The sequence below is a fragment of the Pseudomonas sp. JL3 genome (genome assembly GCF_031570575.1).
Classification (GTDB): Bacteria; Pseudomonadota; Gammaproteobacteria; order Pseudomonadales; family Pseudomonadaceae; genus Aquipseudomonas; species Aquipseudomonas cucumis.
On record NZ_JAKWJK010000005.1, the window covers coordinates 71258 to 91768 of the forward strand.

Here is a 20511-nt window from a genome sequence, read left to right on the forward strand (position 1 = left end):
TGATGGGGCTCAAGTGAACCTGTGAAACCTGCGACAGGCGTCTCCTCACAGCGAGACCTCATGAACCACAGCATTGACCAGCGCCATCGCGATTCCGATCTGTTCGGCATGCTCTACGGTTTCAGTTTTCGCCCCGGCGAGCGCGGCCGGGAAATCGATTCGGCCACGGCGACGCGCATCGAGCATGTCGACTCGGCGTTGCTGGCGGTGGTCAACGACGTGGTGTTCAACCTCAGCAGCATGGTCTCCTCGGATGTCTCGACGCTTTGGGTTTGTGCCCGCAGTCGGCTGATCATCAGCGCACGCCTGCAACCGCTGCACTCGGTGGACAAGCTGCGCTCTTCGGTGAAGGCCGGTGAATGCTTTCGCTCGCCGCTGGAGTTGCTGGTGCATTTGCTGCGCGATCAGGGTGAGGTGTTGACGCAGATCGTGCGCAAGACCAGCCTCAGCGTCGATCAGATCGAGGATGAGTTGCTGTCGTCGCGCCTGTCCACCAACCGCGCCGAACTGGGCGCCAACCGCCGGGTGCTGGTGCGCCTGCAACGGTTGCTGGCGCTGGAGCCGGGCTCGTTGCTGCGCCTGCTCAATCGCCCGCCGCAATGGTTGCAGAAGGAGGACGTCGGCGGCGTACCGCTTGCCGGCGATCCGGAAAGGTTCTGGATTCTGGTGACGCTGGTCGCGACGTTTACCCTGATTGCCGGACGCTGGGCGTTTCGCAAGCGCCAGGATTATTGAGCCTTTCCCGCCGATCGCCGCCGATCGCCGCCGATCGCCGCCGATCGTTCCCACGCTCTGCGTGGGAATGCCGCCCCGGACGCTCTGCGTCCAGCGTTGACGCGGAGCGTCAATGGATGCATTCCCACGCGGAGCGTGGGAACGATCAGTATGGGGACCGGGACCATGGTCGCCAACGGTGGCGGGTTGCAGATGAAGACCATCCGCAACCCGCTGATGGCCTGGGTGCTGACCTTGCCGGCGGCGATTGTGTTGTCGGGGAGTTTGTATTGGTTGTTTACCAAGCTGTTCTAACCACACAGCACCTGTAGAAGCGTTGTTGTTCAGTTCCAATTTATCAACGCTGCCGAAGGCTGCGATCTTTGCTTTTTAAACCTCGCAAGCCCTGCGCACCAACAGCCGCTCACGCACCACGTCGTAACCCCAGTGGTAGACGTAGGTGTAGGGCAGGAAAAACAGCAGCACGCCGATGTCCAGCAGGAACGCCTGCCACAGGCTGACCTTCAGCCACCAGGCAATCAACGGCACGCCGAACGCCACCAGACCACCTTCGAACAACAGCGCATGCACCACGCGGACCCACGCGTTACGCACAATGGCAAAGCGCTTGAGCAATCGGTCGAACAAGCCGTTGAAGACCACGTTCCAGGCCAGGGCAAGGGCTGCAATGGCCATGGTTACCGCGCCCATTTCCAGCATGGGTTTGTCCATGACCCAAGCCAGTAGCGGGGTGCAGATCAATATCGCCAGCAGTTCGAAACCGATGGCCTGGAAAATTCGTTCAGTGATGGATTTGTTGGCGTTCATGGCCAGACTCCCTGAGTGACTATGGTTGCCATGATCCGTCATCACGCCGATACTTCATAACCAATAACCATCGATCAAGGCGATAGTTCATGGCTTCCCACGAAGTGTTGCTGGCGTTTGTCCAGGCGGCGACTCAAGGCTCGTTTTCTGCCGCGGCGCGCAAGCTCGGTCGCAGTCAGTCGACCATCAGCGCGGCAGTGGCCAGTCTGGAAATCGACCTGAACCTTGTCCTGTTCGACCGCAGCAGTCGCAAGCCGAGCCTGACCCCGGCCGGGCACGTCATGTTGCAGCGGGCCGAGGAGATTCTGGCCGCCACCAGCCGTCTGGAAATGACCGCCAGCCAACTGTCCCAAGGCGTCGAGCCGAAGCTGACGGTAGCGATTTCCGATACCTACCAATCCGACCGTTTCGAAGCGGCGCTCAGTGCTTTCGAGCAGCGTTATCCAGACCTGGAACTTGAATGCCTGATCGCCGAATGCGATGACTTGGTGGCGCTGGTGCAACGCGGTCGAGCGCACGTCGCCTTCGCCGAGATGCAAGACCGCTACCCACCCGACCTGGTCAGTTCGACGGTGGACGAGCGCACGGAAATCGCCCTGTTCGTGTCCCACGCTCACCCGTTGGCGAAGCTGAAGGGAATCGATCAAGACGTGCTGCAACAGCACCGCGAGCTGCGTCTGGCGACGATCGTCAATCCGTATGAAAGCAGGGCGAAGGGGCGCGTCTGGTCAGCACCGAGTTACCTGATGCTGCTGGAAATGGCCCAGGGCGGGTTCGGCTGGGCGCCGTTGCCTCGGTGGTTGGTGGGGCGGTTCGGGGCTGGCTTGCTGGTGGAGCTGAAGGTGCGCGGCTGGCCGAAACCGGTGTGCGTCGATGCGCTGTGGTCGCGCCTGCACCCGCCGGGGCCGGCGGGGAGTTGGTTATTGAGCAAGATGCTGGAGTGAAGGTCCTGCGGCCCTTATCGCGGGCAAGCCTCGCTCCCACAGGGTTCTATGTCAGACACAGATTTTGCGCACATCATCGTTCACTGTGGGAGCGGGCTTGCCCGCGATGGGGCCAACTGCCGCACCGCACATCCATGATCATCCCAACTCCCGTAATCGCCCCTCGATAAACCGTCGCTCCGGCACCTGCTGCGTCAACTCCAGCGCACGCTCATACGCCGCTCGCGCCTCATCCACCCTCCCCAACTGCCGGTAAAACTCTGCCCGCGCCGAGTGCGCCAAGTGGTAATCCAGCAATTCGCCCCGCGCCAGAATCCCCTCGACCAACATCAACCCGGCCAATGGCCCATCGCGCTTGGCCAGCGCCGCCGCGCGGTTGAGTTCGATCACCGGTGAAGGCACGGCCCGCAGCAGTACGTCATACAAACCGACAATCTGCGGCCAGTCCGTCTCCGCCGCCGTGGGCGCTTCGGCGTGCACCGCCGCAATCGCCGCTTGCAGGCAATAAGGCCCGAAGCGCCGTGTCGTCAGCGCCCGCTCAATCAGGGCACAGCCTTCAGCAATCAACTCGGCGTCCCATAACGAGCGATCCTGCTCGTCCAGCACAATCAGTTCACCGCTCGATGAGGTCCTGGCCGGGCGCCGGGATTCATGCAACAGCATCAGCGCCAGCAGCCCCATCACTTCCGGTTCGGGTAGCAATTCCATCAACAATCGACCGAGACGAATCGCTTCGCGCGTCAGGTCTTCGCGGGTCAATTCGTTGCCGATAGACGCCGAATACCCTTCGTTGAACACCAGGTAAATCACCCGCAACACACTGTCGAGACGCTCAGGCAGTTCCGTCAGGGTGGGCACCTGATAAGGGATTTTCGCGTCACGAATCTTGGCCTTGGCCCGCACGATGCGCTGGGCGATGGTGGCCGGCGCCGAGAGAAAGGCCCGGGCGATTTCTTCCGTGGTCAGGTCGCAGACTTCACGCAGGGTCAACGGCACTTGGGCGTCCGCGGCGAGTGCCGGGTGACAACAGGTGAAAATCAGCCGCAAGCGATCGTCTTCCACATCTTCATCACTCCAGTCAGCCTGCTCCAGCTCTTCCAGTTGAGCGATCAACATCGGCCGGGATGCGTTAAAACGCGCACGCCGGCGCAACACATCGATAGCCTTGAAGCGCCCGGTGGACACCAGCCAAGTGCGCGGATTGTCCGGCACGCCGTCACGCTGCCAGCGTTCGACCGCGACGAAGAACGCCTCGTGCAGCGCTTCTTCGGCGAGGTCGAAATCGCCGAGCAGACGGATCAGGGTCGCCAGAATCCGCCGCGAGTCTTCGCGGTAGACCTGCTCGACTCGCGCCCGTACCGACTCGCCAGGCATCAGTCCGGCATGCCTTCAGTCACCAGCGTCTCCAGCCGATCGAGGCTTTGCCCCCAACCGTCATGAAACCCCATGGCCTCGTGCGCCTGACGATCTTCTTCGTTCCAGTGCATGGCGCGAGCGGTGTAGAGGGTTTTGCCGTCCCGGTCTTCGAGCGTCACTTCGGCGGTCATGAACGGCTTGCCGGAGGGAATCCAGCCGGGAAGAAAAGCGTCGGTGAACACCAGACGCTCCGGGGCGACGATCTCCAGAAACACGCCCATGGTCGGGTACTCGGAGCCATCCGGCGCCCGCATCAGGGTGCGAAACTGACCGCCCACCCACAGGTCCATTTCGCACTCGGGCGTGGTCATGCCGTGAGGCCCCCACCATTGGGCGAGCAGCGTGGGCTCGGTCCAGGCGCGGAAGATTTTGCTGCGCGGCGCATCGATCAGGCGACTGATGGACAGCTCGAATTTGGCCGGTTTTCGCTGGACGGATTGCGGACTCATGAAAGAACTCCTGTTGTGATTGTTATTCAGGGATTCAGCTGGCGAACGGGCCGCACCTCAACACAGCCGACCCGGGCCGCCGGGATGTTGCCGGCGACCTGGATGGCTTCATTGAGGTCCTTGGCATCGATCAGGTAGAAGCCGGCCAACTGCTCCTTGGTTTCAGCGAACGGGCCATCGGTGACCGACATTTTGCCGTTGCGCATGCGCACGGTGGTCGCTGTCTGTACCGACTCCAGCGCTTCGGCGGCGATCATCCGGCCGCTGCCCTGGATCGACTCAGCATAGGCCATGCACTCGGCGTCATTGGGGCTTTCGGGCAGCGAGTGCAACTCGTGCTCGTTGCTGTAGACCAGGCATAAATACTTCATGGGGACTCTCCATTCTTTGGGGCTCTCCATCTCTTGGAGCTCTGCCCTGATCGAACTGATCAACTATGGCTGCAGATGGGGGCTTTGGCGTTGCTTTCCGATAAACAGCCCGACCATCAGGGTTTCAAGTCGAACAGTGCCGCGCCGCTTGTCATGTCGAACGGCGCCGACCAGTGTTCGTGGACGATCTGCCATAGCCCCGCTTCCTGGCGGTAGCACGCGGTGACGCGCATCCAGCAGGCCTGGGTTTCACCCTTTTCATTGGTGCCACCGCAATGCGCCAGCCAGTGCGCGAAAGCGATCTCCTGCGACGGCACGATGTCGATCTCGTGGAACTCGAAAATGTGCGGGCCAGGGCACATCTCCATGCATTCCTGCCAATGCGCACGGTAGGCCGCCTTGCCCTTGAATTGCAGGGCTTTGACGGCATCGAAGGAGACAATGTCGTCGGCGTACAGGGCCATGACCTTTTCCACGTCCTTGGCGATGACCGCCTGGCGATAGTTCTCGATCAGGTTATGGATTTGTGTCTGAGCATTCATGATGGTTTCTCCGTGTTTTTTTATTGAAGACACCCTTAGTCGTCTGGCGAAAAGCCAAATCGACAGCCGAAATAAAAATAATCCATGGCTGCAAACTCGCTAGAATCCGAGGCTCATTTCCGTTGGAAAAAGGACACTCCAGTGACTGCCCGACTCGTGCCTTACGAAAGCCTGAACGCCCTGCAGCGCCAACAGGTCGAGGCGATCGAAATCCACGCCGAACAAATCAAATTCTCCGGCGACATTCATGGTGCGTTGCACACCTTGCTGTCCAAGCCGGGCCCTGGCGTCAAAGGCTTTGCCCTGCTGGTGGAGGATGTTCCGGTGGCCTTCCTGCTGCTCAAGCGCCCGCCGGTTTTGCCGGCCTGGGCGAACGAACACAGCGCTACCCTGCACGCCCTGCAAGTCGATCACCGTGCCCAGGGCAAAGGCTATGGCAAAGCCTGCCTGCAAGCCCTGCCCGAGGTTGCGCGCCAGGCCTGGCCGGAAATCAAAGGGCTGGAGTTGTCGGTGGATGCAGACAATGAGTCGGCCATCGCGCTGTATGCCAAATATGGCTTTGTCGACAGCGGCGAAGCGTACAAAGGCCGAATCGGTTACGAACGACGGATGGGGCTGGTTCTCTGATTCGTAGAGGGATGAACGATGTTGAATTCAATCGAAGCGCTGGAAGCGATCTACGGCCTGCCCCATGACCGCGCCGTGCGCAAGCAGATCCCGTTTCTGAACGAGGACTATCAGGCGATGGTCCGCGCCTCGCCATTGGTGATTATCAGCTCGGTCGGCCCCGACGGCATGGACGGCTCGCCGCGTGGCGATACGCCGGGTTTCGTGCGGATCGTCGATGAACGCACGCTGGCGATCCCGGATCGACCGGGCAACAACCGCATCGACACGTTGCGCAATGTCATGCTCGACTCGCGGGTATCGCTGCTGTTCATCATTCCGGGGATCGGCGAGACATTGCGGGTCAACGGCACGGCGCAGATCAGCGCCGAGCCCGAGTTGCTGGAGAGTTTTGCAGTCAATGGCAAACCGGCGCGCACGGTGATGCTGGTGACGGTGCAAGCGGCGTATTTTCACTGCTCGAAAGCAATGGTGCGTTCGGATTTGTGGAACCCGCAGAAACACCTCGAACGCTCTGCCCTGCCGACCGCCGGGGCGTTTCATAAGCGCCTGAACGATGGGCAGTTCGATGCCGAGACGTATGACCGGGAAGCACCGGCGAGAGTGCGGGATAGTCTCTACTGATTACCCGCTTTCACATTAGATCTGCGATAACCGCCATAACCCTTTGAACACGGGCTCTGGCGGTTTTTTATGGTCACTGGAATTTCATTAAAACCCTGCTGTACTCAGCCAAGGTTCTGGAGATGGTTCTGTAGTCCATCTGCTGGATGCACAACGACAGTGTTATCTCGACAGGGAAATTCGCTATGTCTTTGTTCAAACGCTCGGCTACAGAATTGGTGGGGACGTTCTGGTTGGTGTTAGGGGGCTGCGGCAGTGCGGTCTTGGCGGCGGCGTTTCCAAACGTGGGGATCGGTTTGCTGGGGGTGTCCCTGGCATTCGGTTTGACGGTGCTGACGATGGCCTTCGCTATCGGCCACATTTCGGGCTGTCATCTCAATCCTGCGGTCTCGGTCGGGCTGGTGGTCGGTGGACGATTCCCTGCCAAAGAACTGCCCGCCTACATCATCGCCCAAGTGATTGGCGGGATCATCGCAGCGGCTCTGCTGTATTTCATCGCCAGCGGCAAACCCGGCTTCGAACTGGCCAGCGGCCTTGCATCCAATGGCTACGGCGAACACTCGCCAGGCGGCTACTCGATGGCGGCGGGGTTTGTCAGTGAACTGGTGATGACCGCCATGTTCATCCTGATCATTCTCGGCGCCACCGACAAACGCGCCCCGGCCGGGCTGGCGCCCATCGCCATCGGCCTGGCGCTGACCCTGATCCACCTGATCTCGATTCCAGTCACCAACACCTCGGTCAACCCGGCCCGCAGTACGGGCCCGGCGCTGATTGTCGGCGGTTGGGCGATTCAACAACTGTGGCTGTTCTGGCTGGCGCCGATTCTGGGTGCAGTCATCGGTGGCGTGATGTATCGCTGGCTGGGTAAAGAGGACAGCTAACAAGGGACATAACGCGAAGATCAGCCTTGTCGGTAGGGCAAGGCCGTCTTCGCTTCTTCTGCATACCCCATGACCCCGACCCGCTCACGCTCAAGGAAGTCTTTGACCGCCGACTTCAAGCCCGGGTGGCGCAGGTAATGCCAGGAATGGGTGATCACCGGTTCGAACCCGCGAATCAACTTGTGCTCGCCCTGAGCGCCAGCGTCGAAACGTTGAAAGCCGTTGGCGATCGCGTAGTCCATGCCTTGATAGAAACAGGTCTCGAAATGCAGGCGATCGAACTCCGCCAGGCAGCCCCAGTAACGGCCATAAAAGCTGTCGCCCCCGACCAGACTGAAGGCCATGGCCACCGGTCGTGAGCCTTGTTTGGCCAGCACCACACGAATCGACTCCGGCATGCGCTCGGCCAGCAGACTGAAAAATTCCCGCGTCAAATACGGTGCTTGCCGACGCACCGCGTAGGTATTGGCGTAGCAGGCATACACAAAGTCCCACTGCGCCTGGTCCAGTTGCCGTCCTTCCAGCCATTCGAAGTCAATGCCCTGCCCGGCCACTTGCTCACGCTCCTTGCGCATTTGCTTGCGCTTGCGCGAACTGAGGGCGTCGAGGAAGTCCTGAAAATCCCGATAGCCGCGGTTCTGCCAGTGGTACTGACAGCCAATGCGCTGCAACCAGCCAGGCTGTTCGGCCAATGCCGCGTCGGTGAATGGATCGGTGAAGTTGATATGGGCGCTGGAGAGTCCTTCGATCTCCAGATAACCCGGCAGGCTCTGCAGGAGTTCGAAGCCGTCCTCGATCGTCGCCGCCAATAATCGCGGGCCGCTGACCGGGCTGAACGGCACCGCCGTCAACAGCTTGGGGTAGTAGTCGATGCCGGCACGCTCACAGGCTTCGGCCCAGGCATGGTCGAACACATACTCGCCGTAGGAGTGCCATTTGCGGTAGCTCGGCAGCGCGGCGATCAGGCGATCGCCTTCAACATGCAGCAGATGCTCGGGCTGCCAGCCGGAATGCGGGCCAAGGCTGCCGCTGTCTTCCAGCGCGCTCAGAAAGGCATGGCGCAGAAACGGCTGAGTTTCCGGCACCAGCGCATCCCAGGTGTGCAGCGCGATTTCGGACAGACGTTCCAGACGTTGCAGCGGCATCAGTATCCCCGACCATCATTTTCTACAGATGGGACGAGTATCGCCTATCTGATGGCCTAACCCGAAACAAAAAAAACCCCGCCGAAGCGGGGTTAAACGAGAGGAGCTTTAACGGATGAAGAAAGAGCTCGTACAGCGTTTACTGCGATTTAGAACACGTATTGAGCACGGACCACGAAGCCGTCACCGCTGTCATCACCGGTACGACGTGCCGGGGTAGTACCGCTGGCAGCAGTGGCATTGGTCACGTTGTCAGTCTTGGCCTTGAGGTAGGCGCCAGTGATTTTCACCGCTTCGTTGGCGTACCAGTTAACGCCCAAGGTGTGCACCTTGGCTTCGGCATCGCCGACATCGCGGGTCAGGCTGGCGGTAGTGATGTTGTCGTCTTCGACGGTCAGGCTGTCGTAACGATAGAACAGCTCCCAGGCACCGATCGACTTGTTGGCCGGTTTGATCGCATCGAACTTACCGACTTTATAGCCACGGGCTTCACCGGTGAGGGTGTAGGCACCCTGAACGTAGAAACCATGACCCTTGATGTCTTCGCGGTTGCTGGCATCGGCCTTGGTCTTGCGGGCGATATACTCACCCTGGATCGATGCCGGGCCCATGGCGAATGCGGCCTCCAGACCGTAAGCGTCGTCACGGTCATAGGAGCCGGCCGGCGACGAGGAACTACCGCCCAGCACCGGACGGTTACCGTTAGGGCCGGCATCGTTGCCGCCAAAGGTTTCAACGCCACGCATGCCCATACGGGTGCGATAACGCGAATCGAACGCGGTGTCGGACACATCACGCGAAGCCACGTTCACGCCGAAGTGCAGCACGTTACCGGCATCATGCAACGGGGCGAAGACAAAGCGGCCGTTGACCTGTTTGACGCTGTCGCCATCGGTGTCGTCGGTGTCTTTGCTGAATACGCCGGCGGAGGCGTAGAACGAGTCAGCGAAGGTACTGGAGGCTTGCAGGCCCAGGCCATTCTGGTGACCGTTTGCCCAATCGACCATGTCGTACGCCATGTTGCGCTCTGGCGCAGTGACCCACTTGGAGCTGGTGGCTTTTTCCAGGCCGAAGTCCGGGTCGAAACGACCGACTTTGATCGAGACCGGTTTGAAGCCGTTGTAGGCCAGCGACGCTTCGTCGAAGTAGCCGTTCTCGCTATCACCGGCGTTGTGGGAGAAGTCGTAGCTGATGGTGTAGGCCCAATCCGTGTACAGCACACCGGACAGTTCCAGGAACGCACGACGGAAGTAAGCGGCATCGGCCTTGTTGCCATTGTCGGTGTAGATACCGTCGAACTGGCTGTAGTCAGCCTGCAAACGACCGCCGAGTTTGAAGCTGAATTCTTTATCGGTAGTGGCGACTTCGAGGCCGCCCTTGGTTTTGACTACGATATCGGCACCGTCAGTGGTGACTGTGCCAGCGAAAGCCTGGGCGGTTACTGCCATGGCCAATGCGCTGGCGGCAAAACCGGCGAAGTGCTTACGGATCATCGAAGAGTTCCCCTAATTGGTGGTCTGTAGCTTGGAAACACGCGGTTCTGGCCCGCTTGTGTTGGGAGGGAATCTTGGAGGCGGGGTATTTCAGCAGGGTTGCTGATAGATAAAGATTTTATGACAGGGGAACTTTTTTACTTCGAATCGAAATAACAGAAAGCAGCCACGGAAGATGAGCTGCAAGCCGCACGCTAGAGCGCTTGAAGGGGTGTGTTACACGCGGGGAAGCTACGATTTATTTTTCAGATGCTCATTGGCAAGCCGTTCAGCCAGCGCATCCAGGTCAGCCACGGCCGGCTCGGGCATCACCTTGAGGGTGGCCTGCATCAACCGCATCTGCCGAATGAATCGCCGGCAATTGGGGCAGAACATCAAATGATGCCGCACCATCAGTCGCTCACGAAAACTCAACTGGCCATCGAGATAATCACTGGAGCGCGCCACTTGTTCCTTGCAGGTCAACATTCGCCGGTTTCCTCAAAATGCTCCACGGTCGCAAAGACCTTCAATCGTGCCCGATGCAGCAGCACACGAACATTGGAGAGCGATATTTCCAGAAGATTACAGATTTCTTCTAGCTCCAACCCCTGCCGGTCGCGCAAAAGCAGCACACCTCTTTGCAGGTCCGACAAATTGAGCAATGTATCTTCCAGGCATTCGCGCAGCTCGTTTTCGATCAACAGTGCCTCTGGCGTATCCTGGTGCCAAGCGAATGGCGCAACCAGCCAGTGACCGTCAGCAGAAGAAAAACGATCATCATCAAGAGTGCCATGAGGGGATGGCAGGTCATCGAGCAGCACTTCCCGGCGGTTCTGCTTGTAGCGGTTTTTGGCCGAGTTGGCGGTAATCGTCAGCAGCCAGGTCTTGAGGCTTGAACGCCCCTCAAACCCCCTCAAGTTACGCACAACCGACAACCAGGCATCTTGAACCACTTCATCGGCGTGGCGGTTGCCTACGATAGCGTAGGCCACAGCACGCATGGCACTCTGATAGGTTCCGACCAATTCCTTGAAAGCCTTTTGCTCACCTGCCAGCAAGCGCTCGAGCAGTTGCGCGTCGTCAGCCGCCATTAACAAACCCCTTGTTCTAACCTCGAAAATAAATACAACAGGACTTCGCTGTAGGCATCGTCCTGCTGGCATTTCCGAAAATTACAGCGTTCGGACTATTTCGAATGTAGGAAAAGTCATCACAATCCATAGGAAAGAACAACAGCAGGGCTGATCAGCGCTTGCGCAGAATCACGCTACCAATCGAGTAGCCGGCGCCGAACGAGCTGAGTACGGCCAGCGAACCGCTGACGAGGTCGTCCTGATTTTTATGAAACGAAATCACCGAACCGGCAGAACTGGTATTGGCATAGGTGTCGAGAATCACCGGGGCTTCTTCTTCGGTGGCTTCACGGCCCAGCAGCTTCTTGACGATCAGGTGGTTCATGCTGAGGTTGGCCTGGTGCAGCCAGAAGCGCTTCACGTCGCTGACATTGAGCTGGTTTTCTTCCAAGTGCGTGGCGATCAGCTCGGCGACCATCGGGCAGACATCGCGGAACACCTTGCGGCCTTCCTGGACGAACAGTTTGTCGGGGGCACCGATGCCCTCTTCCGCGGCGCGGTTGAGGAAGCCGAAGTTGTTGCGGATGTTGTTGGAGAACTTGGTCAGCAGTTTGGTGCTGACCACGTCGAACTGGTACTTGGACGTCGCGAGATCCGCACGTTCGATGATCACCGCGGTGGCGGCGTCGCCGAAGATGAAGTGGCTGTCACGGTCGCGGAAATTCAGGTGGCCGGTGCAGACCTCCGGGTTAACCATCAGGATCGCCCGGGCCTGGCCCAGTTGCACACTATTGGCCGCAGCCTGGATGCCGAAGGTCGCCGAGGAACACGCCACGTTCATGTCGAAACCGAAACCCTGAATGCCCAGCGCTTCCTGAACTTCGATGGCGATGGCCGGGTAGGCGCGTTGCAGATTGGAGCAGGCGACGATTACACCGTCGATGTCAGCGGCGGTCTTGCCGGCACGCTGCAAAGCTTGTTCGGCCGCGCCGATGGCCATCTGGCAAAGCACCGACCACTCGTCGTTGGAACGTTCGGGCAGGCGTGGCGCCATGCGCTGCGGGTCGAGGATGCCGTCCTTGTCCATGACAAAGCGGCTTTTGATGCCAGACGCTTTTTCGATAAACGCTGCGCTGGATTCGGTCAATGCCTGGATTTCGCCGCGCGCGATGGCTTCGGCGTTGTCGGCGTTGAACAGCGCGACGTAAGCGTTGAAAGACTGCACCAGCTCTTCATTGGAAATGCTGTTGGCCGGGGTGTACAGGCCGGTGCCGCTGATGACGACGTTATGCATGGTCGTTTCTCTAATCCGTTCAGGCAGAAAGCGCTGGCACCGACGTACCAACACACAAAGGGTCTATTCCAGGTCTGGACGCACACCTGGCATCGCTTTATTCCGATCCGCCCGGGCCCGTGAAGGCTCAAAACCGCGGGGCTGGCGTTTATAGGCGCGAAGTTTGCCATAAACGCTGGCTTTTGGCGCCTTTTGCGAGAGCAACAGCAAACCTGTGGGAGCGGGCTTGCCTGCGATGAGGCCATCACATTTAACATTTTATGTTGAACGGCAGGCCGCCATCGCGGGCAAGCCCGCTCCCACAAGGTTACGGTTCGACCTGGCTCCATTGCTTGTTCAGGCGCTTGTCGGAGATAGGTACTTTGGTCCCCAATTGTTGCGCAAATAGCGAGACCCGGTATTCCTCCAGCCACCAGCGATAGAGTTCCAGCTGCGGATCGCGCTTGCCTTCCTGGGCGTGTTTGTTGGCGCGGGTCTGGTATTGGGTCCAGAGGCCGGACAATTCGCCGCTCCAGACCCGATCTTTCTGCACTTGAGCGCCGAGTTTTTCGAAACGTTGCTCGACGGCCTTGAGGTAACGCGGCAGTTCCTTGAGCCACGGCATCGGCGTTTCACGCACGAACCCCGGATACACCAGATGGCTGAGCTGCTGCTTGATATCGTTCAAGGCCACGGCTTGCGCCAGGTCGATCTTGCCCTTGAAGCGTTTTTGCAGGCCGTGCCACAGCTTGAGAATCTCCAGGGTCAGCTTGGCCAACCGTTCAGCGTGCTCGGTCCAGCCGCCGCGTTTGCGTTCGGCCAGCGACGCCAGCCCGGCGCCATCGCGCGGCAATGGGTCTTCGCCATCGAGAATGCAGCTGTCGAGACTGGCCAGCAGAATGTCTTCCACCAGGCTGTCAATGCGCCCCAGTTCGCGATACATCAGGCCCAACTCGGTCAGCCCCGGCAACTTGCCGCGCAGGAACTTCGCCGGCTCCGCCAATTGCTGCATCAGCAAACGCTGCAAGGCCCGGCGATGCTGGAACTCGGCTTCGGCCGGGGTCGAGAATCGACCTTCCTTGACGGTGCCGGCCTCTTCCACCAGCGCCGGATACACCGTCATCGATAGCCCGGCGATTTTTTGCTGGGTTTTTTCCGCCACGGCGGCAAAGACTTTCGGCTCCACCGGTTGTTGGCTCTTCGCCGTTTGCGGCACTGCCAACGCAGCCTGACTGGCCTCGGCAAAGCGTGCGGTCAGTTCGGCCAAGTCACGGCCTTCGCCGAGGAACTTGCCCTGACCGTCGACGATTTCCAGGTTCATCCGCAAATGACTTTCGACCTGCTGCGAGGCTTCGGCCCAGGCTTCATCGCTGACCCGCGCGCCGGTCATGCGCAGCAACTCGCGGCCCAACGCCTGAGGCAACGAGCCCTCGGTAAACGTGATGCGCTGCAATGCGGCTTTGACGAAGTCCGGCACCGGCACGAAATTCTTGCGCAGGGCCTTGGGCAGGTTGCGCACCAACGCAATGCACTTGGCCTCGATCACCCCCGGCACCAGCCATTCCAGACGTTCCGGCGGCAGCATCGGCAACAGCGGCGCCGGCACCCGTAAGGTCACGCCGTCGCGAGGATGGTTGGGCTCGAAGTGATAACTGAGCGCCAGTTCCAGATCGCCGATGTGCAGGGTGTCCGGGTAATGCGCGGCGGTGACTTCACTGGCTTCGCGGGCCAGCACGTCTTCTTCGCGCATGATCAGCAGCTGTGGGTCTTTCTGACTGTTGACCCGGTACCAGCTATCGAAGGTCGCGGTCTGGTGAATCTCTGCCGGCAACCGCGCATCGTAGAAAGCGAACAGGGTTTCTTCGTCGGCGAGGATGTCGCGGCGGCGCGCCTTGGCTTCCAGTTCGTCGAGCTGCTCCAGCAGTTGCTGGTTAGCCGTCAAGCACTTGGCTTTGGATTGAATCTCGCCGCGCACCAAACCTTCTCGAATAAAAAACTCACGAGACACCACCGGGTCGATCGGCCCGTAATGCACCGGTCGGCGCCCCACTACGATCAGCCCGAACAGGGTGATCTGTTCGAAAGCCACGACCTGACCGCGCTTCTTCTCCCAATGAGGTTCGAAGTGGTTTTTCTTGATCAGGTGCCCGGCCAGCGGCTCGATCCAGTCAGCGTCGATCTTGGCGACCATCCGCGCGTAGAGCTTGGTCGTTTCTACCAGTTCGGCGGTCATCAGCCATTGCGGACGCTTCTTGCCCAGGCCCGACGACGGGTGAATCCAGAAGCGCCGCTGACGGGCGCCGAGGTAGTCACCGTCTTCGGTTTTCTGGCCGATCTGGCTGAGCAGTCCGGAGAGCACCGCTTTGTGCAGTTTCGGGTAATCCGCCGGCTCTTTGTTGAGGCTCAACTGCATGTCGCGGCAGATCAGGCTCAGCTGACGATGGGAGTCGCGCCACTCGCGCAGGCGCAGGTAATTGAGGAAATTCTTGCGGCACCAGTTGCGCAGCGGGCTGGCCGTCAGGGCCTGGCGCTGCTCTTCAAAACCACGCCACAGATTGACCAGCCCGGCGAAGTCCGAATCCACGTCTTTCCACTGCGCGTGGGCCTGATCCGCCGCTTGCTGCCGCTCCGGCGGACGTTCGCGCGGGTCCTGAATCGACATGGCACTGGCGACGATCAGCACTTCCTGCAAGCTGCCAAGTTTCGCCGCTTCCAGCAGCATGCGGCCCATGCGCGGGTCCACCGGCAACCGCGCCAGTTGGCGACCGAGCGGCGTCAGTTGACTGTTGCGGTCCACCGCCGAGAGTTCTTGCAGCAGGTTGAAACCATCACTGATGGCTTTGCCGTCAGGCGGCTCGATAAACGGGAAATCGGTGATCTCGCCAAGGCGCAGATGAAGCATCTGCAGAATGACTGCTGCGAGGTTGGTCCGCAGGATTTCCGGGTCGGTAAATTCCGGGCGACCGATGAAATCTTCTTCGCTGTAGAGGCGGATGCAAATGCCCGGCTCGACCCGGCCGCAACGGCCTTTACGCTGGTTGGCACTGGCCTGGGAAACCGCTTCGATGGGCAGGCGCTGAACCTTGGCGCGGTAGCTGTAACGACTGATGCGCGCGGTACCGCTGTCGATCACGTAACGAATGCCCGGCACCGTCAGCGAGGTTTCGGCGACGTTGGTCGCCAGTACTACGCGGCGCCCAGGGTGCGACTGGAAGATCCGCTGCTGCTCGGCCGGCGACAGCCGCGCGTACAACGGCAGAATCTCGGTATGTTTGAGCTGGGCCTTGCGCAGCATGTCCGCCGCGTCACGAATCTCCCGCTCGCCGGGCAGGAACACCAGCACGTCGCCGGGGCTCTTGCGCTCGCTGCGTTCGAACGCGGCAATTTCGTCGAGGGTGGCGAGGATCGCCTGATCCACGGTCAAGTCATCCTCGACACGGTTGCCCTCCTCGTCCTGCTCCAGGGTCAGCGGGCGATACCAGGTTTCTACCGGGAAGGTGCGGCCGGAGACCTCGACGATCGGCGCATCATCGAAATGCTTGGAGAAACGCTCCAGGTCGATGGTGGCCGAGGTGATGATGACTTTCAGGTCCGGACGACGTGGCAGCAGGGTTTTCAGGTAACCCAGCAGGAAGTCGATGTTCAGGCTGCGTTCGTGGGCTTCGTCGACGATGATCGTGTCGTAGCGTTCGAGGTAGCGGTCGTTCTGGGTTTCCGCCAGCAGGATGCCGTCGGTCATCAGTTTGATCAGGGTGTTGGAATCGCTCTGATCCTCGAACCGCACCTGATAACCGACCAGCGCGCCCAACGGCGTCGCCAACTCCTCGGCAACACGGCTCGCCACGCTGCGGGCAGCGATTCGACGGGGCTGAGTGTGGCCGATCAGGCCGTGCTGGCCGCGACCGATTTCCAGGCAGATCTTCGGCAACTGGGTGGTTTTGCCCGACCCGGTTTCGCCGGCAATGATCAGCACCTGATGCTTGAGCAGCGCCGCTTTGATTTCGTCGCGCTTGGCGGCGATCGGCAGGCTGTCGTCGTAACGAATCACCGGCAGGCTGGCGCGCCGCGCCAACACCTGATCACAGGACGCCTGCGTGCGCGTCACCCACTGGGCCAGTTTGGCCTCGTCCGGTTTCTTGCGCAGCTCAAGCAACTGCCGCCGCAGCCGGTGGCGGTCGGCGAGCATGGCGTGATCGAGGTTTTTCAGCAGTTTGTCGATTGAAGGCGATTCGTCAGTCATCAGGTACGCAAAAGTCGTCTAGTGGCGCAGGGGGCGGATTGTCGCAGATTTGGGCTCCGCTGTGATCGTTCCCACGCTCTGCGTGGGAATGCCTCAATGGACGCTCTTGGGACGCAGAGCGTCCCGGGCTGCATTCCCACTCAGAGCGTGGGAACGATCTCTTGAGGCTATTCGTTGTCCAGGCCCTTGCGCCGATACGGGAACACATCAATCACCTTCCCCGCTCGAATCGCCTCCTGCAAACTCTTCCAGTAATCAGCGTTGTACAACTCACCGTGCAGCTGATCGAACAACTTTCGCTGCCCCGAATCGGCAAACAGAAACGGCGGAAACTCTTCAGGAAACACGTCCAGCGGTCCGATCGAATACCACGGCTCGGAGGCCATTTCGTCTTCCGGTGTACGTGGTTGCGGGATGTGGCGGAAGTTGGCTTCGGTCAGGAAACAAATCTCATCGTAGTCATAAAACACCACACGACCGTGACGGGTGACGCCAAAGTTCTTCAACAACATGTCGCCGGGGAAAATGTTCGCCGCCGCCAGTTGCTTGATCGCCAGACCGTAATCCTCCAGCGCCTCGCGAACCTGCGCCTCGTTGGCGTGTTCCAGATAGAGGTTCAACGGCGTCATCCGGCGTTCGGTCCAGCAGTGGCGAATCAATACCGTGTCACCTTCCAGCGATACCGTGGACGCGGCCACTTCGAGCAATTCTTCCAGGCATGCCGGCTCGAACTTGCTCAACGGAAAACGGAAGTCGGCGAACTCCTGGGTATCGGCCATGCGCCCGACCCGGTCGACGCTTTTCACCAGGCGATACTTTTCGATCACCGTGGCGCGATCGACGTTTTTCGACGGCGAGAAACGGTCCTTGATGATCTTGAACACGGTGTTGAAGCCCGGCAGGGTAAACACGCTCATGACCATGCCGCGCACGCCGGGGGCCATGATGAACTGATCGTCGGTGTTGGCCAGGTGATTGATCAGCGCCCGGTAAAACTCGGACTTGCCATGCTTGTAGAAACCGATCGAGGTGTACAACTCGGCAATGTGCTTGCCCGGCAGGATGCGTTTGAGAAAGCCGATGAATTCCGCCGGCACCGGCACATCGACCATGAAGTACGATCGGGTGAAGGAGAAGATGATCGATACTTCCGCCTCGTCGGTGATCAGCGCATCAATCTGGATGCCCCGGCCTTCGCGGTGCAGCAGCGGAATCACTAGCGGCCATTGCTCGTCGGGGGTGTAAATGCGCCCCACCAGGTACGCCCCCTTGTTGCGGTAAAGCACCGAGGAAAACAGTTCGACGCTCAGCTCCGGGTCCTTGCAGACCCAGTCCGGCAGGTTCTCGCGCAACTGCACTTCGAGGCGACGCAGGTCTCCAGAAAGGTCGGCGTAATCTTCGCTGAAGCGGTAGTCGGCAAAGATGCTCGTGAGCATGCCGGACAACTGCCCCTGAGGCTTGTAGATGCGGGTTTGCGCGGCCCGGGCGCGGCGCAGGCTCGGCCGCGTGGTGTGGATGAACATGCAGCCGTCGCTGATCAGGTCGTGGCTGAACAGCCCGCAGAAAATCGAGTTGTACCAGGTCTCGGACAGTTCATCGTCGAAGCGCAGGTCGATCAGGCTGATGTAAGCGCTTTTGACCAGCGGCCAGTTGCTGACGTCCATCAGCACATCGGTCGCGAACGACGCCTGCAAGCGCCCTACCGTTTCGCCGACCTTGTCTTCGTAGAGGTTGATTCGCGCCGCCGACGCGACTTGCGTTTCCTGCCACTGGGCCTGCTCGAAGCGGGCCCGGGCGCCGTCGGTGATCTGACGGAAATGCTCGCGGTAATCGTCAAAGCCATCGAGGATCATTCGGGCGATGTCGGCGGCTGGCCATTGCTGCGGCATAGGTAAAACCTCGGCGGCTGTTCTTGTCGTTGGAGCCTGAGCTTAGTGGCCCTGTGTTATGCAACGCAACCATTGCCTTGTGCCCTGACTGGCGCGACACTTGCGCGCCAATCAAGGAAGGAAAGTGCTGTGAACCCCGTCGATATCCTGCGTATGTTGGCACTTGCCGCCATTTGGGGGGCGAGCTTTCTGTTCATGCGCGTGATTGCCCCAGTGATTGGCACAATACCCACTGCTTTTTTTCGCGTGTCGATTGCCGCCGTCGGGCTGCTGGTGATCCTTGGCCTGATGCGTATCAGCTGGGATTTCAAAGGCAAACTCAAGACAGTGATGATGCTCGGGGTGATTAACTCAGGGATTCCAGCAACGCTCTATTCCGTGGCGGCTCAAGTGCTGCCGGCCGGTTACTCGGCGATTTTCAACGCCACCACGCCTTTGATGGGGGTGTTGATTGGCGGCCTGTTCTTCCATGAAAAACTCACCGCTGCCAAGTTGGGCGGGGTATTTCTCGGCCTGTTCGGTGTCGGCATCCTCACCCGGGCCGGGCCGGTGGCGTTCAACATGGAACTGCTGATGGGCGCACTGGCGTGCCTGATGGCCACCACCTGCTATGGCTTTGCCGGGTTCCTCGCCCGACGCTGGCTCGACCATGCCGGTGGCCTCGACAGTCGCCTTTCGGCCTTGGGCAGCATGCTCGGCGCGACCTTGTTTTTGCTGCCGCTGTTCGGCTACAGCGTGATCAGCCAGCCACCGGCGAGTTGGGGCGGCTGGAGTGTCTGGTTGTCTTTGCTGGGGTTGGGTTTGGTATGCACCGCCTTTGCCTACATCATTTACTTCCGTTTGCTCAGCTCGATCGGCCCGGTAAAGTCGATGACCGTGACCTTCATGATCCCGCCGTTCGGGGTGTTGTGGGGGGCGCTGTTGCTGGATGAGCCGCTGTCGATGGCGCACCTTTATGGCGGAGTGTTGATTGCGGTGGCGTTGTGGTTGGTGTTGAAGCGGGCGGTGGTGAAACCGGTTGAAGTGGTTGCCAGGTAGTGCTGTTGACAATGCCATCGCGAGCAAGCTCGCTCCCACAATGGATCGGTGTCACGACGAAAATCCAATGTGGGAACGGTGCCCGAAGCAATGCTTCGGGCCTTGTTTGACTCAAGCAGTTTTACGGAAGACGAATACCAGACCAATGATGATCAGCAGCATGCCGAGCATGCTCAATGCTGCCAGGCGATTGCCAAAAATCAGGTAGTCCATGACCGCTGTCACCGCCGGCACCAGGTAAAACAGGCTGGTGACATTCACCAGATTGCCTCGTGCAATCAGCCTATACAGCAGCAGCGTCGCCAGCACTGATACCACCAACCCCATCCACAACACCGGCACAATGAACCCAATGCTGTGTTCGACGTGAATCGGCTGGAACGGCACAAATATCCCGCAGAGCAACAGCCCGGCAAGGTACTGCACCGGTAGTGTGCCGAGAGGATTGTCGGTAATACGCTTTTGCATGATCGAGCCGAAGGTCATGCTCGCCAGTGCCAACAGACCGAAGAGCATGCCGGCCAACGACATGCCGGCCAGACCGATGCCCTGGTAAACCACCATGATCAATCCGGCCAAGCCTAGCGCCAGACCGAACATCCGGCTTATTGATCGGTGCCGCTCCATGATCACCACGGTGAGAATCGGTTGCACGCCCATGATGGTTGCCATCATTCCCGGCGTGACGTTCAGGTTGAGGGCCAGCAGATAGAAAATCTGATAAGCCCCCAGCAACACCACCCCCGTGGCCATCGCATACAACATCGGTTTGCCGCTCTTGGGCAATTTCAGCTTGAGCAACGGCATCAACAACACCAGCCCGCACAAGGCAATGGCGAAGCGAACCAGCAGAAAAGCAAAAGGCGACGCGTGGGCCAAGCCCCATTTGGAGAAAATCGCCCCGCTGCTCCACAGCAAAATGAACAGGCTCGTGGACGCCGCCGCGAGCGCGGTTTTTTTCGAAAGGACAAACATGAAT

Annotated in this window: 19 protein-coding genes and 1 pseudogene; 7 read left to right on the forward strand and 13 right to left on the reverse strand. The window is 59.8% G+C overall.

Annotated elements, in window-relative coordinates; all coding sequences use genetic code 11:
- The first annotated feature begins 60 nt into the window (after positions 1 to 60).
- Positions 61 to 735 carry a CorA family divalent cation transporter gene (locus tag MMG91_RS11375; protein ID WP_310659633.1) on the forward strand — a complete coding sequence of 225 codons (675 nt, stop codon included), beginning with the start codon at positions 61 to 63 and terminating at the stop codon, positions 733 to 735.
- Between the two features lie 153 nt (positions 736 to 888).
- Positions 889 to 1029, forward strand: a pseudogene (locus MMG91_RS11380) (hypothetical protein); the annotation flags it as partial.
- A gap of 75 nt (positions 1030 to 1104) precedes the next feature.
- Here the strand turns inward: MMG91_RS11380 and MMG91_RS11385 are convergent.
- Positions 1105 to 1542 (reverse strand): multidrug/biocide efflux PACE transporter, encoded by a 438-nt coding sequence (locus MMG91_RS11385; RefSeq protein WP_123360367.1) that lies wholly within the window; start codon positions 1540 to 1542, stop codon positions 1105 to 1107.
- Between the two features lie 89 nt (positions 1543 to 1631).
- Between MMG91_RS11385 and MMG91_RS11390 the strand changes: the two genes are divergently transcribed.
- Positions 1632 to 2486 (forward strand): LysR family transcriptional regulator, encoded by an 855-nt coding sequence (locus tag MMG91_RS11390; RefSeq protein ID WP_310659634.1) that lies wholly within the window; start codon positions 1632 to 1634, stop codon positions 2484 to 2486.
- A gap of 138 nt (positions 2487 to 2624) precedes the next feature.
- On the opposite strand, the gene MMG91_RS11395 is transcribed toward MMG91_RS11390, so the two are convergent.
- The 4 genes from MMG91_RS11395 to MMG91_RS11410 all read right to left on the reverse strand — a co-directional run bounded on the left by MMG91_RS11395 (position 2625) and on the right by MMG91_RS11410 (position 5264).
- Positions 2625 to 3860: an RNA polymerase sigma factor gene (locus MMG91_RS11395; protein ID WP_310659635.1), complete on the reverse strand. Its 1236-nt coding sequence runs from the start codon at positions 3858 to 3860 to the stop codon at positions 2625 to 2627.
- Positions 3860 to 4351 carry an SRPBCC family protein gene (locus tag MMG91_RS11400; protein WP_305448611.1) on the reverse strand — a complete coding sequence of 164 codons (492 nt, stop codon included), beginning with the start codon at positions 4349 to 4351 and terminating at the stop codon, positions 3860 to 3862. Before MMG91_RS11400 ends, MMG91_RS11395 begins: the two co-directional genes overlap by 1 nt.
- 26 nt (positions 4352 to 4377) lie before the next feature.
- A complete protein-coding gene (locus MMG91_RS11405; protein WP_201059721.1) occupies positions 4378 to 4722 on the reverse strand; it encodes a YciI family protein in 345 nt (114 codons plus the stop codon).
- A 116-nt stretch (positions 4723 to 4838) separates the two neighbouring features.
- Positions 4839 to 5264, reverse strand: coding sequence for a nuclear transport factor 2 family protein (locus MMG91_RS11410; RefSeq protein WP_305422900.1), 426 nt, complete (start codon positions 5262 to 5264; stop codon positions 4839 to 4841).
- 141 nt (positions 5265 to 5405) lie between these two features.
- Here MMG91_RS11410 and MMG91_RS11415 point away from each other — a divergent pair, with 141 nt between their 5' ends.
- From MMG91_RS11415 to aqpZ, 3 genes are all read left to right on the forward strand, one after another.
- The gene (locus MMG91_RS11415) at positions 5406 to 5891 is read left to right on the forward strand and encodes a GNAT family N-acetyltransferase (RefSeq protein ID WP_310659636.1); all 486 of its coding nucleotides are present in this window, start codon (positions 5406 to 5408) and stop codon (positions 5889 to 5891) included.
- Between the two features lie 18 nt (positions 5892 to 5909).
- Positions 5910 to 6515 carry a pyridoxamine 5'-phosphate oxidase family protein gene (locus MMG91_RS11420; RefSeq protein WP_310659637.1) on the forward strand — a complete coding sequence of 202 codons (606 nt, stop codon included), beginning with the start codon at positions 5910 to 5912 and terminating at the stop codon, positions 6513 to 6515.
- A gap of 185 nt (positions 6516 to 6700) precedes the next feature.
- Positions 6701 to 7399: an aquaporin Z gene (gene aqpZ, locus MMG91_RS11425; RefSeq protein ID WP_018926734.1), complete on the forward strand. Its 699-nt coding sequence runs from the start codon at positions 6701 to 6703 to the stop codon at positions 7397 to 7399.
- Between the two features lie 20 nt (positions 7400 to 7419).
- Here the strand turns inward: aqpZ and MMG91_RS11430 are convergent, their stop codons facing one another.
- The 7 genes from MMG91_RS11430 to aceK form a co-directional block, all read right to left on the reverse strand.
- A complete protein-coding gene (locus tag MMG91_RS11430) occupies positions 7420 to 8544 on the reverse strand; it encodes a GNAT family N-acetyltransferase (protein WP_310659638.1) in 1125 nt (374 codons plus the stop codon).
- Between the two features lie 149 nt (positions 8545 to 8693).
- Positions 8694 to 10037, reverse strand: coding sequence for a porin (locus MMG91_RS11435; protein WP_310659639.1), 1344 nt, complete (start codon positions 10035 to 10037; stop codon positions 8694 to 8696).
- 231 nt (positions 10038 to 10268) lie between these two features.
- Positions 10269 to 10505, reverse strand: a complete 237-nt coding sequence (locus MMG91_RS11440; RefSeq protein ID WP_310659640.1) for a zf-HC2 domain-containing protein — start codon at positions 10503 to 10505, stop codon at positions 10269 to 10271.
- Complete coding sequence (locus MMG91_RS11445) at positions 10499 to 11110, reverse strand: RNA polymerase sigma factor (protein WP_305448604.1); 612 nt, start codon at positions 11108 to 11110, stop codon at positions 10499 to 10501. Before MMG91_RS11445 ends, MMG91_RS11440 begins: the two co-directional genes overlap by 7 nt.
- Before the next feature lie 154 nt (positions 11111 to 11264).
- Positions 11265 to 12386, reverse strand: coding sequence for a beta-ketoacyl-ACP synthase III (locus MMG91_RS11450; RefSeq protein ID WP_008009866.1), 1122 nt, complete (start codon positions 12384 to 12386; stop codon positions 11265 to 11267).
- A gap of 307 nt (positions 12387 to 12693) precedes the next feature.
- A complete protein-coding gene (hrpA, locus tag MMG91_RS11455; protein ID WP_310659641.1) occupies positions 12694 to 16605 on the reverse strand; it encodes an ATP-dependent RNA helicase HrpA in 3912 nt (1303 codons plus the stop codon).
- A 167-nt stretch (positions 16606 to 16772) separates the two neighbouring features.
- Positions 16773 to 18494: a bifunctional isocitrate dehydrogenase kinase/phosphatase gene (aceK, locus tag MMG91_RS11460; RefSeq protein WP_310659642.1), complete on the reverse strand. Its 1722-nt coding sequence runs from the start codon at positions 18492 to 18494 to the stop codon at positions 16773 to 16775.
- 129 nt (positions 18495 to 18623) lie between these two features.
- On the opposite strand from aceK, the gene MMG91_RS11465 reads away from it, so the two are divergent.
- Positions 18624 to 19532 carry a DMT family transporter gene (locus tag MMG91_RS11465; protein ID WP_310659643.1) on the forward strand — a complete coding sequence of 303 codons (909 nt, stop codon included), beginning with the start codon at positions 18624 to 18626 and terminating at the stop codon, positions 19530 to 19532.
- Between the two features lie 111 nt (positions 19533 to 19643).
- Here MMG91_RS11465 and MMG91_RS11470 read toward each other — a convergent pair whose 3' ends face one another.
- Positions 19644 to 20507 (reverse strand): DMT family transporter, encoded by an 864-nt coding sequence (locus MMG91_RS11470; RefSeq protein WP_310659644.1) that lies wholly within the window; start codon positions 20505 to 20507, stop codon positions 19644 to 19646.
- Positions 20508 to 20511: the final 4 nt, after the last annotated feature.

Coding starts and splice junctions, on each gene's coding strand:
- MMG91_RS11375 (WP_310659633.1), top strand. CDS start 61: ATGAACCACAGCATTGACCAGCGCCATCGCGATTCCGATCTGTTCGGC.
- MMG91_RS11385 (WP_123360367.1), bottom strand. CDS start 1,542: ATGAACGCCAACAAATCCATCACTGAACGAATTTTCCAGGCCATCGGT.
- MMG91_RS11390 (WP_310659634.1), top strand. CDS start 1,632: ATGGCTTCCCACGAAGTGTTGCTGGCGTTTGTCCAGGCGGCGACTCAA.
- MMG91_RS11395 (WP_310659635.1), bottom strand. CDS start 3,860: ATGCCTGGCGAGTCGGTACGGGCGCGAGTCGAGCAGGTCTACCGCGAA.
- MMG91_RS11400 (WP_305448611.1), bottom strand. CDS start 4,351: ATGAGTCCGCAATCCGTCCAGCGAAAACCGGCCAAATTCGAGCTGTCC.
- MMG91_RS11405 (WP_201059721.1), bottom strand. CDS start 4,722: ATGAAGTATTTATGCCTGGTCTACAGCAACGAGCACGAGTTGCACTCG.
- MMG91_RS11410 (WP_305422900.1), bottom strand. CDS start 5,264: ATGAATGCTCAGACACAAATCCATAACCTGATCGAGAACTATCGCCAG.
- MMG91_RS11420 (WP_310659637.1), top strand. CDS start 5,910: ATGTTGAATTCAATCGAAGCGCTGGAAGCGATCTACGGCCTGCCCCAT.
- aqpZ (WP_018926734.1), top strand. CDS start 6,701: ATGTCTTTGTTCAAACGCTCGGCTACAGAATTGGTGGGGACGTTCTGG.
- MMG91_RS11430 (WP_310659638.1), bottom strand. CDS start 8,544: ATGCCGCTGCAACGTCTGGAACGTCTGTCCGAAATCGCGCTGCACACC.
- MMG91_RS11435 (WP_310659639.1), bottom strand. CDS start 10,037: ATGATCCGTAAGCACTTCGCCGGTTTTGCCGCCAGCGCATTGGCCATG.
- MMG91_RS11440 (WP_310659640.1), bottom strand. CDS start 10,505: ATGTTGACCTGCAAGGAACAAGTGGCGCGCTCCAGTGATTATCTCGAT.
- MMG91_RS11445 (WP_305448604.1), bottom strand. CDS start 11,110: ATGGCGGCTGACGACGCGCAACTGCTCGAGCGCTTGCTGGCAGGTGAG.
- MMG91_RS11450 (WP_008009866.1), bottom strand. CDS start 12,386: ATGCATAACGTCGTCATCAGCGGCACCGGCCTGTACACCCCGGCCAAC.
- hrpA (WP_310659641.1), bottom strand. CDS start 16,605: ATGACTGACGAATCGCCTTCAATCGACAAACTGCTGAAAAACCTCGAT.
- aceK (WP_310659642.1), bottom strand. CDS start 18,494: ATGCCGCAGCAATGGCCAGCCGCCGACATCGCCCGAATGATCCTCGAT.
- MMG91_RS11470 (WP_310659644.1), bottom strand. CDS start 20,507: ATGTTTGTCCTTTCGAAAAAAACCGCGCTCGCGGCGGCGTCCACGAGC.